Raw genomic sequence first — 13,257 nt, forward strand, 5'->3', positions numbered from 1 at the left:
GATGATTTGGATGAATCGAAACTGTTCATGCTGCTCTATTTGGTAATCGCCATTCGCTACGCTATCAGTACAGCACGGGAAACAGGCCTCATGGCGTCCAAGGTGCTTGATTTGCGAACCGAGAATGCAACCTTGCAAGAACTCCTGGCAGCGCGTCAAAAAGCGCACGAATAATATCTGCCAACCCTGCGTCGAGAAATGCGGATTGCGTAGGGTAAGGGCGCTCTATAGTAGGGATATAACGGTATTAATAGCATTAGGCCTCACATGAATTTTCCTGACAAAGTGACTTCAAAAGACGTAAAAGTTGGCATTCTTGGCCTTGGTTATGTTGGCATCCCTCTGGCCCTGCGCGTGCATGAGGTGGGCTTGTCTGTTCTAGGTTTTGATATCGACACGCGTCGCGTGGACCAGCTCAATGCAGGACAAAGCCCGATCAAACATATTTCCGGCGATGAAATCAGCGCGATGCGCAATGCCGGTTTTGAAGCGACAGCCGATTTTGCCCGCGCAAGCGAATGCGATGCATTGCTGATTTGTGTGCCTACGCCGCTGGATAAAACCCGCGAACCGGATCTCAGCTTTGTCACCGCCACCATGGATTTGATCGCACCGCATTTGCGCAAGGGTCAGATGGTTTCTCTCGAGAGCACAACATGGCCGGGCACCACCCGTGAAGTGCTGCTGCCCTACCTTGAAAAGGCCGGCCTCACCGTTGGCGAAGATGCCTATCTCGTTTACTCGCCCGAGCGTGAAGATCCAGGCAATGCAAACTTCAACACTCAGACCATTCCAAAGGTCGTTGGCGGCATGACCCCTGCTTGCCTAGAGGCAGGCACAGCACTTTATGGCGCCTTCATCGATCACGTCGTTCCCGTGAGTTCTACGGACGCCTCTGAAATGGTGAAGCTGCTGGAAAACATCCACCGCTCTATCAACATTGGCCTCGTCAATGAGCTCAAGACCGTCACCGATGCGATGGGTCTTGATATCTTTGAAATCGTGGATGCGGCGAAAACCAAACCGTTCGGTTTTACAGCCTACTACCCTGGCCCTGGCATTGGCGGTCACTGCATTCCGATCGACCCGTTCTATCTGACATGGAAAGCGCGCGAATTTGGTCTGCACACCCGCTTCATCGAACTGGCGGGTGAGATCAACGAAGCCATGCCGCAATACGTCGTGGATAAAACCGTGCGCGCGCTGAACCAAGCGGGCAAAGCGCTGAAAGGCGCCAAGGTTCTCGCCCTTGGCATCGCATATAAACGCGATGTGGATGACATGCGCGAAAGCCCCTCTGTTTTCGTGATGGAACTCTTGCGCGATTGGGGCGCTGATGTTGCTTATTCAGATCCGAACGTGCCTGTGTTCCCTGAAATGCGCGAGCATGATTTCGACCTCTCTTCGGTCGATCTGACCCCTGAGACATTGGCCAGCTATGATGCTGTGATCCTGCTCACAGACCACACTGATTTTGACTATGACATGATCCGTACCCATGCCCCAATTGTTGTTGATACACGCGGTAAATTCCGCGGCGACGAAGGCGTTGTACGCGCGTAAAAGGAAGACACTCACATGACCAATTATGCTCTGATCGGCGCGGCCGGCTATATTGCTCCGCGCCATTTGAAGGCGATGAAAGAAACCGGCGGCACGCTGCATGCGGCCTTTGATATCAACGACAGCGTTGGCATCATGGACAGCCACTTCCCGGATGCGGCCTTCTTTACCCAGTTCGAACAATTCGATGCCCATGTGCATGATCTGCGCACGCGCGGCACAGGCATTGATTATGTCGGTATTTGTTCCCCGAACTATCTGCACAAACCGCACATGGGCTTTGCCCTGCGCGCCGGGGCGGATGCGATTTGCGAAAAGCCTTTGGTCTTGGACCCTGCTGATATTGACGATCTGGCCGCGCTGGAAAAAGAAACGGGCAAGCGCATTCATTCGATCCTTCAACTGCGTCTGCATCATTCGATCATCGCGCTGAAGGAAAAGATCGCTAATGGTCCCAAGGACAAAATCTACGACGTAGATTTGGGGTATTTTACATCGCGCGGCGCTTGGTATCATGCCTCTTGGAAAGGCTTTGATCAAAAGTCTGGCGGTATCGCCACCAACATCGGCGTGCATTTCTACGACATGCTCTCCTTCGTCTTTGGCCCAATGAAAGAAAACATCGTGCATCACCGTGGCACCGATGCAGCGGCGGGTTACCTCGAATTTGAACAGGCGCGCGTGCGCTGGGTTCTGTCGATCAACCGCGATCACCTGCCAGCACACACGCCAGCGGGCCAAACAACGCACCGCTCCATCACGGTTGAGGGTGAAGAGATCGAATTCTCTGGCGGCTTCACCGACCTGCACACGGCGTCTTATCAGAACGTGCTCGACGGCGGCGGTTATGGCCTTGATGTGGTGCGCCCTTCCATTGAACTGGTTTCTCACATCCGCACAGCTGCAATTGAACCAAGTCGCGGTGAGCAGCATCCGGACATCGCAAAGGTTCTCGCTGGATGATCGAGACGGGCGCAGAGGTACATAAGGACGCTTTTGTTCACGAAAGCGCATGGGTCGATGCGCCCTCTACAATTGGCGCAGATGTCAAAATCTGGCACTTCGTCCATGTGCTGGGCCACACGACGATTGGCGCAGGTTCATCTCTGGGCCAAAACGTCATGGCAGGCCCCCATGTCAGCATCGGCACGGGCTGCAAAATCCAGAACAACGTCGCGCTTTATAAGGGCGTGACGCTTGAGGATGATGTGTTCTGCGGACCCTCTTGCGTCTTTACCAACGTTTTGACGCCCCGCGCCCATGTGCAGCGCAAAGACGAGTTCGGCGAAACGCTGGTGAAACAGGGCGCAACTATAGGCGCCAATGCCACCATCGTCTGTGGCAATACGCTTGGCGCCTATTGCATGATCGCCGCCGGCGCTGTCGTGACAAAGGATGTGCCTGACCATGCGCTCATGGCAGGCATTCCCGCACGGCGCATTGGCTGGGTATCGCGCTCTGGCGAACGCCTTGGCGATGACCTGACCTGCCCACGCACGGGCGAGACATACACACAATCAGGCGACAACCTTACGCTCACTTCGGAGTAACTCCATGCAGTTCATCGACCTCAAAGCCCAGCAAGCCCGTATCAAGGACAAGATTGATGCGCGCATCGGAGCGGTCTTGGATCACGGCGCCTATATTCTCGGGCCTGAGGTCAAAGAACTAGAGACTAAATTGGCAGATTTCTGCGGTGCACGTCACGCAATCACCTGCGCCAATGGTACGGATGCGCTGCAACTCGCGCTGATGGCGCTTGGCGTGCGCTCGGGCGATGCGGTGTTCTGCCCCTCTTTCACCTTTGCCGCCACGGCCGAGGTCGTGCCCTGCATGGGCGCAACGCCGGTCTTTGTTGAGGTCGATCCAGTCTCCTTCAACATGGACCCAGAAAGCCTGCAACGCGCGATCGATCACGCCAAAGACATCGGCCTCAATCCCAAAGTCGTCATCCCTGTCGACCTCTTCGGTCTGCCTGCGGATTACGATGCCATCACCAAAATCGTCGAGGCCGAAGGTCTCAAGATGATCGGCGATAGCGCGCAGGGGTTTGGCGGTACCTATCGCGGCAAGACCACAGGCAGCTTTGGCGATCTGGCGACCACCTCCTTCTTCCCCGCAAAACCGCTGGGGTGTTACGGCGATGGCGGCGCGCTGTTCACCGATGATGACGACATCGCCGAGCTGCTGATTTCGCTCCGCTTTCACGGTAAGGGCGATTACAAATACAACAACGTGCGCATCGGCATGAACTCACGTCTCGACACGATCCAGGCGTCAATCCTGCTCGAAAAACTTGCGATTTACCCTGACGAAATTGAAGCGCGCCAACGCGTGGCAGATCGCTACACTGACGCGTTGCAAGACCTCATCGACACGCCTCATGTAGGCAACGAGAGCAAATCCATCTGGGCACAATACACGCTCAAGACCCGCGAAGGGCAGAACCGCGAAGCGATCCAAGCCAGCCTCAAAGAGGCGGGCATCCCAACCATGGTCTACTATCCAATGCCGCTGCACACACAGCAAGCCTATGATATGTTCCCGACCGATCCTGCGGGCCTGCCTGTGTCCGAAACTTTGGCCAAACAGGTCTTTTCCCTGCCCATGCACCCCTATTTAGACACTGAAACACAGGATTCAGTGATCGCTGCCCTGCGCGCGGCGCTTGCCTAAAGCATATGCGGGTCTGGATCATCAAAACCGGTGAGCCCGTGCCGCACCTTTCTGCTGAATCAGGGGATCGTTTGTTTCGCGCAGGCCTCATGGCGCAAACCCTGCTGGAGCGCGGTCATGAGGTGACATGGTGGAGCGCGCAGTTCCATCACCAACTCAAGACCATGCGCGATGTGACGCCCGCCACGCCCCTGCGCCCGAACCCCGATGGGCCGGACATGATCTTCTTGCCCTCGCGTGGCTATACCTCGCATATCTCGCCGCGCCGCTTTCTGGATCACCGAGATGTGCGCCGCGCCTTCACCGCGCTGGCCCCTGATCAACCGCGCCCCGATGTGATCCTCTGCGCATGGCCGACGATTGATCTGGCCTTTGCGGCAGTGCAATTTGGCCGCGCGCATAATATTCCCGTTGTGCTGGATATTCGCGATCTCTGGCCTGACATTTTCTATGAACGTATCACCGCCAAAACCGGCCTGCCCTTTAAGGGCTATTTCATTCCGTGGGAGCGCATGGGGCGTAAAGCCATGCGCGGGGCCGATGGGGTGATTTCCATCACTCAAGGCATGCTGGAATGGGGACAAAAACGTTTCGCGCGCGAAACAACTGCGAAGGATCGCGTTTTCTACCAAAGCCAGAGCGCAACACCCGTGACCGAGGATCTCGCCTTTTGGCAGGGCAAAGGCGTTGATCTGGATGCGCCCAAAACCCGCCTTATCTGGGCCGGCACGCTGATCTCTGATCTGGACATCCAAACCCTGCTCGACGCGATTGAAGCCCTACCCGAAACCGCCGCACGTGAGCTTGAATTCGTCTTTTGCGGCTCTGGCGATCTGACCCCCCGCATCGAAGAGATGGCCGCGCGCCTGCCTCATGTCATCTTTGGTGGCTGGGTCGATCAAGCCGCGCTCAGCGCTCTTTATGCGCGCGCGCACATCGGGATGATGTGCTATCTGGATCGCTTTGATTTCCAGCTTTCGATCCCGAACAAGGTTGCCGATTTCACGCGCTCTAACCTGCGTATCCTCACCAATCTGACCGGCGAAATGCAACGGGTACTTGGCCCTGATGGTCTACTGATCCCCTACCCCACAGGCGATGCCAATGCCCTGCGCGGGACACTGGAAGAGATCGCCGCCAACCCCGCAGTTTACCGCGCGCCAGCCCCCCGCGCGCGCATGTTGTTCGATCGTTTGTTTGACGCAGAAACCGTAATGCCAGAGTTTGTCGATTACATCGAAGACATCGCAACAGAGGGCAGCGCATGAAACGCCTCATGGACATTTTCGGGGCTGGCATCGGCCTTCTCCTGCTCTCCCCCGTTATCGCCATTCTATGGGTGATGATCCACCGCCGTCTTGGCGCGCCTGTGCTGTTTCGCCAAACGCGTCCGGGCAAAGATGGCGTGCCTTTTGAAATGATCAAATTTCGCACCATGAAGGACGCCCATGGCCCCGACGGCACGCCCCTGCCCGACGCTGAGCGCATGACGCCCTTCGGTGCAAAACTGCGCAGCACGTCATTGGATGAGCTGCCCGAACTCTGGAACGTGCTGAAGGGCGATATGAGCCTCGTTGGCCCGCGCCCTTTGCTGATGGAATATCTGCCGCTCTATTCCGCGCATCAAGCGCGCCGCCATGAGGTGCGACCCGGCGTGACAGGTTGGGCGCAGATCAATGGGCGCAATGCAATCGACTGGCCTCAGAAGCTGAACCTCGATGTCTGGTATGTGGACAACCGCTCGCTCTTGCTTGATCTGAAAATCATCGCACGCACCGTGAAAAAGGTGGTAAAACGCGATGACATTTCTGCGGCGGGGGAAACCACCATGTCCAAATTTACAGGTGAGCAATGAAGGCGCTGCGTATCATCGGCGCAGGTGGTCATGGCCGTGTGCTGGCAGATATTGCGCAAGCCACGGGCTATGACGACATCGCTTTTCTTGATGGAGCCTTTCCTGATCTGACGCAGAGCGGCGCATGGAACGTCATCGGCACACCTGCGGATCTGGACGAGGGACTATGCGCCCTTGGCATTGGCGACAATCAGACCCGATTGGCCTTATTAGACTCTGTTCCATGCGATCTTGTAACCCTGATCCACCCTGCGGCGGTGATTTCACCCCATGCGCAGATTGGCGCAGGTTCAGTGATCTGCGCGGGCGCGATTGTTGGCCCCTTTGCCCGCATTGGGCGCGGCTGCATCATCAACACAGGCGCCAGCGTCGATCATGATTGCACGCTTGACGACGGTGTTCATCTTTCGCCGGGTGCACGTCTTGGCGGCGGCGTTTGCATCGGCGCGCGCACCTGGATCGGCATTGGCGCAGCGGTACGTGAATATAAAATCATCGGCGAAGACGTGGTCGTTGCGGCGGGCGCTGCCGTGGTCACAGACATTGAAAATGGCGCGCGCTTTGGCGGCGTGCCCGCAAAGGAATTTTAGACCATGCTCAACGGCCCTTTCGCCCCTTGGCCTTCTTTCACCGAGGAAGAAGCAAATGCTGCCCGTGATGTGATCCTCTCGGGCAAGGTCAACTATTGGACCGGCGGCATCGGGCGGGCGTTCGAGACAGAGTTCGCCGCGTTTACCCAGACCAATCATGCCATCGCGTTGGCCAATGGCACCGTGGCACTGGACCTCGCGCTGCATGGGCTCGGCATCGGTCGCATGAATGGCGGCAGTGCGAGCGATGAGGTCATCGTCACGCCGCGCAGCTTTATCGCCTCGGCCTCTTCCGTCGTGAACGCGGGCGCAAAGCCTGTCTTTGCCGACGTGGATCGCAACAGTCAGAACATCACCCCCGCCACCGTGCAGCCCCTACTCAACGAAAACACCAAAGCGATCCTCTGCGTCCATCTTGCCGGTTGGCCCTGCGATATGGACGGCCTGCGCGCCCTTGCTGCGCCGCGCGGCATCAAGCTGATCGAGGATTGCGCGCAGGCCCATGGCGCCACGCTGAACGGCACACCCGTTGGCGGGCTTGGCGATGTGGGCGCATGGTCCTTTTGTCAGGACAAGATCATGACCACAGGCGGCGAAGGTGGCATGGTCACCTGCAATGACGAAGCCATCTGGCGGCGCATGTGGGCGTTCAAAGATCATGGCAAAAGCTGGGAAGCGGTCTATGAGCGCGACCACAAACCTGGTTTTCGCTGGCTCCATGAAAGCATCGGCACCAATTGGCGCCTGACCGAAGCGCAATCCGCCATTGGCCGTATCCAACTGGAGCGTATGGAAGACTGGCAAGCCGCGCGCAGGAGGAATGCCCAAGCGATCCTGAATGCCGCGCGCAGCAATCCACTATTTCGCGTGCCAGAGCTGCCAAACGACATCACCCACGCGTTTTACAAAGTCTATGTCTTCGTGAACGGCGACGCGGCAACGCGCGACCGTATCATGAACGAGATCACGGCACAGGGCGTGCCGTGCTTCTCTGGCTCCTGCTCCGAAATCTACCGCGAAAAGGCCTTCGGCGGCCTGCCCTCCCCCCTGCCCGTCGCGCAGGAACTTGGCGAGACCAGCCTGATGTTCTTGGTGCATCCAACCCTGAGCGATGCTGAGATCCAAAAGACATGCGATGTCATCGCTGCATATCGGTGATCGATGGACTTAGACAAATTGTCCCCACCCCAAGAACAATGACTTTAATCCGTTTCTACTGTTAACTTTTTCGTAAGAATTCGCTCTAGACTCTCTCAACTACCTTGATAACCTCTGGTTTTATCATGTTATTTGAGGCTCGTTATGATTGTTTTAGCTTTATTACTTCCCTTGGCTTTAGGTATGTTTTTTCTAGGAGACGAGGGCAGTGATAATGCCTCTGATCCAGCGGATTTTTCTGAAGATACAGAGATCGATCAATCCTCTGCCGAAGAGCAAGTCGACGGAATTTTTGGAACCACCTCTGACGATGTGTTGAGAGGCACCCGGGGTGACGACTTGATCCGCGGCGGCGATGGTGATGACACCCTATCCGGCGCAGCAGGCCAGGATTTGATAACCGGCGACAATGGCGCGGATGCGCTGAACGGTGACACTGGCAATGACTACTTGATCGGAGGGCAAGGCGAAGACACGCTAAACGGTGGGCAAGGCTTTGATCTGCTCGTCGGAGGGTCGCACGATGATCTCATCTTCGGTGGTCGGGGTGAAGATACGCTTGGCGGTGGCGACGGGATGGATGAGCTCTACGGTGATAGTTCCAACGATGTTCTATTTGGTGGGGATGACGCCGATTATCTATATGGCCAAGCCGGGCACGATCTCCTAGTGGGCGGTAATGGAGATGATACTCTGGTAGGCGACGACGGCGATGACACACTCTTTGGCGGATTTACGAACTTTGACGGCTCCGTCGCGGGACAAACAGACCATACAGCAGAAACCTTCTATGCGCTGGGTCAACTCACTGAACTTGATCCTAATCTTGCGAACAACGGAACACCCGAAGAGATACTCGCCTCTCCTATTTTTGCAAATTTCGATACAACTGATGTGCTGAACGCGGGAACAGAGACAGGCCAAGATGTATTAGAAGGCGGCCCTGGCGACGATCTCCTCGTTTTAGGGGCAGGTGACAACGGTTCGGGTGGCGCCGGTGAAGACACCTTCGTCTTGATCGCTGATAGTTCTACAAACGAGCCTATTGTTCTCAGTGACTACGACCACACCGAGGATATGCTCATCATCGACTATGACGCGAGCGGCCCTGCCCCCACGGTGTCTCTCGCGGATGTTGGTTCGAACTCGGTTAACCTGCTTCTGGATGGGCAAGTCGTTGCTATCCTATCGAGCGTAGGGCACTCCGCCGTCACCTTAGACGACATCAGACTCGTGGGCATTGAGCGCAGTAGCTAACGCGCGGTGAGCCATACCCCATGTCGCAACCACGGGGTATGGCTCAAAATTGACTCAAAGCACCTTGTTCTCCATGCTCGTGCAATTGATTTAGATCTACGATCTTTCCTTTTGCTCACTTGGAGTATGGTTTTGAAATATGCATTGTCTCTTACAATTTTACCCATCGCTTTGATGGCCTGCTCCCCCGATGGGGGCAGCCCTGTGATAGACCCTGAAGCCCCTGTCGAAGTCACCGCATCCTTTCGCGGCTTGATCATGGACCCCGGCATTGTGCCTGAAGTCGGGCTGCTCGCGATTACGCAGGATTCCTTCTCTGACCTTTATACCGCCGGCAATATGAGCATCGTCACCAATGCAGATGGTAGCGTCTCTGCACGCACGGCCTATGTCGAGGACATCGGACTGTCCCCCTTCGTGGCTCGCCCGACGATTGGCAGCGCCAGCATGAATGGCTCTTACAAAATTCTGAGCACCGAAAACATCGCCCGCACGGATGGGGTCACCACCTATGATGTCTCAACCCTTGAGGGGCCAATCACGGTCGAGGTGAATTTCGCGACAGGCATGTTGACCGCCACCGCAGATGATCTCAGCGTCATCGCCTCAATCGCCGGCACGGAACTGACTGGCTCAGCGACCCATAACGGGGTGACGGGTGATCTGATTGGGCGTGCAGGGCGCGATACCATTTTGGCCAGAGATTTCATCTATGGCCTGTTTCAGGGCGCGAGCACCGAAGAGGGTAAAGCCTTTGCCGGTGGCATCAAAGCGACGGTAGATTATTAAGGGCAAGACCCTAAGCGATGTCTTCTTGCCTGTGATACCCATCAACGCGCGTTTCGATCAGTTTGCGCAGCGCGCGTGCATCGCCCGCATCCAACGCACGATCTAGCTCGCGCAGCATCGCAGCCACTTCGATCTGACTCAGCATCGCTTCTTCCGCGCGCAGGATTTTATCGTGCGGCGTGCTGCGCAGACTGTCGTCATCAATCAACAGCTCTTCATAGAGCTTTTCACCCGGGCGCAAACCAGTGATCTCAATCGCGATATCGCCCGTGCCATCCTCAAGAATAGTGCGTCCTGACAGCTCGATCATGCGGCGTGCGATATCGATGATCTTCATCGGCTTGCCCATATCCAGCACAAAGACATCCCCACCCGTCGCATAGGCGCCCGCCAACAGCACAAGGCGCGCCGCCTCCGGGATGGTCATGAAAAAGCGCGTCACATCAGGGTGGGTCACTGTCACAGGGCCGCCGCGGCGGATTTGCTGCTCAAAGAGCGGCAGAACCGATCCAGAGCTGCCCAGCACATTGCCAAAGCGCACCATCGAAAACTTGGTGCTGCTAGAGCGCGTTTGCAGATCTTGCACCACCAATTCAGCCAGCCGCTTGGTCGCGCCCATGATATTGGTCGGGCGCACGGCCTTATCTGTTGAAATCAGGATGAAGCGTTCAACGCCCGCAGTGCGCGCCGCATCCGCGACGATCTGCGTGCCCAGCACATTGTTGCGCGCACCCTCAAGTTCGTTCTCTTCCACCAGCGGTACATGTTTGTAGGCGGCCGCATGGATCACGATCTCTGTGCCTGTCTCACGCAGGACCTCGGCCACGCGCCGCCCGTCCACGACCGAGCCAAGGCGCGTCGTCACTTTGATGCCCACGGCCTCAGCCAAAGCGCGCAGCTCGTTGTCGATCTTATAAAGCTCGAACTCAGAGCGTTCGAACAACACGATATGGGCCGGTTTGATATCCAACAGCTGACGGCACAGTTCAGAGCCGATCGAGCCCCCCGCCCCCGTCACCATCACAACGCGCCCCGCATAGGCCTTGGCCACATCGGGGATATCCAGATCAACCTTATCGCGGCCAAGCAGCGCATCAGGGGCCACAGGCGCCGCCGTTTCGGTCAGCCCCTTGCCCGCAACCAGATCTTCATACGACGGCATGACATGCACATCGCATTCCAGATCGGCGAGGTCTGTCAGCAGCTTGCTTTGCAAGGACGCGCTGATCGAGGGCATCGCCAATAGAACGCGCGCAATCTGCCCCTTCTCGACAAGGTTGGCCAATGTCTTGGGATTGTGCACCTGCAAACCGGAAATCAACAAACCGCGCAGGGCCGGATTATCATCGACGAAGATCACCGGTTTAAATTCGTTGGATTGGCGCAAGGCGGACGCCAGTTGAATGCCCGCCGCCCCCGCGCCGTAAATCGCCACAGGCACCGCATCGCCAAGATGCCCCAGCACTGATTGCACCACGGCCAGCGCCAAAAGACGCATCAAAACAGCGGTAACAAAAAAGAGTACGCCAAAGATCAGTGGCACAGAGCGCGGCGCCCAAAGATCAAACATATAACTCAGGATCATCGCGCAGACCGTCAGCCCCAGCGCAGCAAATCCAAGTCGACGCATCGCATAGGCATCAAAGGAATGCAGCTTGATCCGCGGCACCCCGAGCAGATGGGTAATCACCACACCTGCCGTCATCAGCAGCGGGAACAAGGCCCATGAAGACTGCATCATCGGAAAGGCGGACGGCGTGCCAAGACGCAGACTAAACGCAGCATAGAGCGAAATAGGCACCAAGAGCGCATCGATCGTCAGCCACAGGATACCCTTGGCTTGACGGGGCATTAATCGGAGAACTTGTTCCATAAAGGCAATCTATACAGGGGGCATTCAAAAAGAATGAATCAATATCAATATGACGCTAAGCTACCCTAAAGTAAGCCTCTGGGGCAATCAGCGCGCTGCCGTTTGTCAGGTACTGTGACTTTCATTCGCTTTGCCAATCTATGTTTGCCCCTGCGCGCGCGCCTTTACATAGCCCACAAAGGCCGCATCGCTCGCGCGTAAGCGGGGCTTGCCAGAGGCCGCCCAATAGCTGCGCCAATCGGCCTCTAGCGCGTAGATATCCAAACCAGGTGCAAGGCGGCGCGCGGCCTCTAGCGCCTCTGCAGAGAGCGGGGGTAAGTGCAGCCCGTCCTCGATCACCACGTTGCGCGTGGTGAAGCGGATCAGATCCCCCTCCTCTTCCGCCATCTCGTAATCGGGCAGATGATCGGCCGCGATCATATCGCGGATCATCTTGCGAAACACACGGCGCGGACTGGCGCTGCCGGATTTCTTCAAAAGGGTGTCCACCGAAACACGCCAGCTCTTTTGCCGTCCGCAATGTTTGCGTGCCAGCTCGTAAATCCGCCGCTCCAGCGGTTTGCGCAGACGAAAATAATCCGTGGAGAGCGTCAGCACTGATTTGCTCTCTACCGCGCGAAACAACCACTCAGACAGCACCACAGAGACAGAGGCCATGCGCCCGCCTTTGGAGGCGCGCACAATCTGCCAGCTCTCGATCAGGCCAAAGCCCGTCGTCACCTCTTGCCCGCCAGTTTCCATATTGGTGGTGATGCGTGTGCCGGCCAGACGTTCAAACGCCTCGCGCAGCCGCTTGTAACCATCGCCAGATGTTTCGCGATTTGTCGCCACCAAAAGATCATGCGCCTTCAGTGTCAGTTTGCGCGAAATGCTACGCCCCGCATTCACCGCCGCCATCAACTGGCTGATGCAATAGATCAGGATGTCCTTGTCATGCAACGTCGCCAATCCCTTGACCGAGGGCACAACTGTGATCTCTGTGCCATTATGCGCATAGTTCAGAATGCGCCGGTCAGGGCGCGTTGAGAGCGAAAAAATCGGGTGTTCCATGCTCGCCATATCGTCCTTGGGCAGCGCATCAAAGATGTCGCATACAAAGAAATCGGGCGTGGGATGCCTGTCGCGGTCCAGCGATAAAGCCGGAAATGTATCTGCCATGTTACTGCTCTTTTGCCTCGTTACGCGGCCTGCCTCATTCAAGCGGGCAAATGTCCAGCGCACGGGATTCGTGTTTTCATTAACGCCCAGCCTAAAGTTATCCACAGGATGCGTCTACGATTCGAACTCCCATGGCCTGTTCAAAATCGTGGGTTCAGAGTCACTCTGGCGTGGTTTCAGAGTCACCTTATCGTGGGTTCAGAGTCACTAGAGTTCATTAGATGTTAAAAAAAACGTTTGCAGTTAATGGCTTACCGAAAACATCAAGGACCCTTAACTATATTAATAACTAGAATCTAACATCAGATTTTTCAGAAACCTCCCCTGAATAAGCGACC

The 13,257-nt window shown here is 56.4% G+C and carries 12 protein-coding genes; 10 read left to right on the plus strand and 2 right to left on the minus strand.

The window, feature by feature from the left end:
• Positions 1–267: 267 nt before the first annotated feature.
• From ABJQ89_RS06815 to ABJQ89_RS06860, 10 genes are all read left to right on the plus strand, one after another.
• The gene (locus ABJQ89_RS06815) at positions 268–1,563 is read left to right on the plus strand and encodes a nucleotide sugar dehydrogenase (RefSeq protein WP_348495514.1); all 1,296 of its coding nucleotides are present in this window, start codon (positions 268–270) and stop codon (positions 1,561–1,563) included.
• Between the two features lie 15 nt (positions 1,564–1,578).
• Entirely contained in the window at positions 1,579–2,526 is a 948-nt protein-coding gene (locus tag ABJQ89_RS06820; protein WP_348495515.1) for a Gfo/Idh/MocA family oxidoreductase, read from the plus strand.
• Positions 2,523–3,113: an acyltransferase gene (locus ABJQ89_RS06825; protein ID WP_348495516.1), complete on the plus strand. Its 591-nt coding sequence runs from the start codon at positions 2,523–2,525 to the stop codon at positions 3,111–3,113. The genes ABJQ89_RS06820 and ABJQ89_RS06825 overlap by 4 nt, the downstream gene beginning before the upstream one ends.
• Before the next feature lie 4 nt (positions 3,114–3,117).
• Positions 3,118–4,239: a DegT/DnrJ/EryC1/StrS aminotransferase family protein gene (locus tag ABJQ89_RS06830; RefSeq protein ID WP_348495517.1), complete on the plus strand. Its 1,122-nt coding sequence runs from the start codon at positions 3,118–3,120 to the stop codon at positions 4,237–4,239.
• A 5-nt stretch (positions 4,240–4,244) separates the two neighbouring features.
• Positions 4,245–5,507: a glycosyltransferase family 4 protein gene (locus ABJQ89_RS06835; RefSeq protein ID WP_348495518.1), complete on the plus strand. Its 1,263-nt coding sequence runs from the start codon at positions 4,245–4,247 to the stop codon at positions 5,505–5,507.
• Positions 5,504–6,094 (plus strand): sugar transferase, encoded by a 591-nt coding sequence (locus ABJQ89_RS06840; RefSeq protein ID WP_348495519.1) that lies wholly within the window; start codon positions 5,504–5,506, stop codon positions 6,092–6,094. The genes ABJQ89_RS06835 and ABJQ89_RS06840 overlap by 4 nt, the downstream gene beginning before the upstream one ends.
• A complete protein-coding gene (locus ABJQ89_RS06845; RefSeq protein WP_348495520.1) occupies positions 6,091–6,684 on the plus strand; it encodes an acetyltransferase in 594 nt (197 codons plus the stop codon). The genes ABJQ89_RS06840 and ABJQ89_RS06845 overlap by 4 nt, the downstream gene beginning before the upstream one ends.
• Before the next feature lie 3 nt (positions 6,685–6,687).
• Positions 6,688–7,842 carry a DegT/DnrJ/EryC1/StrS aminotransferase family protein gene (locus ABJQ89_RS06850; RefSeq protein WP_348495521.1) on the plus strand — a complete coding sequence of 385 codons (1,155 nt, stop codon included), beginning with the start codon at positions 6,688–6,690 and terminating at the stop codon, positions 7,840–7,842.
• A 183-nt stretch (positions 7,843–8,025) separates the two neighbouring features.
• Complete coding sequence (locus ABJQ89_RS06855; protein ID WP_348495522.1) at positions 8,026–9,099, plus strand: calcium-binding protein; 1,074 nt, start codon at positions 8,026–8,028, stop codon at positions 9,097–9,099.
• A gap of 132 nt (positions 9,100–9,231) precedes the next feature.
• Positions 9,232–9,888: a hypothetical protein gene (locus ABJQ89_RS06860; protein ID WP_348495523.1), complete on the plus strand. Its 657-nt coding sequence runs from the start codon at positions 9,232–9,234 to the stop codon at positions 9,886–9,888.
• Between the two features lie 10 nt (positions 9,889–9,898).
• On the opposite strand, the gene ABJQ89_RS06865 is transcribed toward ABJQ89_RS06860, so the two are convergent.
• The gene (locus ABJQ89_RS06865; RefSeq protein WP_348495524.1) at positions 9,899–11,761 is read right to left on the minus strand and encodes a nucleoside-diphosphate sugar epimerase/dehydratase; all 1,863 of its coding nucleotides are present in this window, start codon (positions 11,759–11,761) and stop codon (positions 9,899–9,901) included.
• Between the two features lie 138 nt (positions 11,762–11,899).
• Entirely contained in the window at positions 11,900–12,919 is a 1,020-nt protein-coding gene (locus ABJQ89_RS06870; protein WP_348495525.1) for a replication initiator protein A, read from the minus strand.
• Positions 12,920–13,257 lie beyond the last annotated feature (338 nt).

This window comes from Planktotalea sp., assembly GCF_039984035.1.
Classification (GTDB): domain Bacteria; phylum Pseudomonadota; class Alphaproteobacteria; order Rhodobacterales; family Rhodobacteraceae; genus Planktotalea.

Coding starts and splice junctions, on each gene's coding strand:
- ABJQ89_RS06815 (WP_348495514.1), top strand. CDS start 268: ATGAATTTTCCTGACAAAGTGACTTCAAAAGACGTAAAAGTTGGCATT.
- ABJQ89_RS06820 (WP_348495515.1), top strand. CDS start 1,579: ATGACCAATTATGCTCTGATCGGCGCGGCCGGCTATATTGCTCCGCGC.
- ABJQ89_RS06825 (WP_348495516.1), top strand. CDS start 2,523: ATGATCGAGACGGGCGCAGAGGTACATAAGGACGCTTTTGTTCACGAA.
- ABJQ89_RS06830 (WP_348495517.1), top strand. CDS start 3,118: ATGCAGTTCATCGACCTCAAAGCCCAGCAAGCCCGTATCAAGGACAAG.
- ABJQ89_RS06835 (WP_348495518.1), top strand. CDS start 4,245: ATGCGGGTCTGGATCATCAAAACCGGTGAGCCCGTGCCGCACCTTTCT.
- ABJQ89_RS06840 (WP_348495519.1), top strand. CDS start 5,504: ATGAAACGCCTCATGGACATTTTCGGGGCTGGCATCGGCCTTCTCCTG.
- ABJQ89_RS06845 (WP_348495520.1), top strand. CDS start 6,091: ATGAAGGCGCTGCGTATCATCGGCGCAGGTGGTCATGGCCGTGTGCTG.
- ABJQ89_RS06850 (WP_348495521.1), top strand. CDS start 6,688: ATGCTCAACGGCCCTTTCGCCCCTTGGCCTTCTTTCACCGAGGAAGAA.
- ABJQ89_RS06855 (WP_348495522.1), top strand. CDS start 8,026: ATGTTTTTTCTAGGAGACGAGGGCAGTGATAATGCCTCTGATCCAGCG.
- ABJQ89_RS06865 (WP_348495524.1), bottom strand. CDS start 11,761: ATGGAACAAGTTCTCCGATTAATGCCCCGTCAAGCCAAGGGTATCCTG.
- ABJQ89_RS06870 (WP_348495525.1), bottom strand. CDS start 12,919: ATGGCAGATACATTTCCGGCTTTATCGCTGGACCGCGACAGGCATCCC.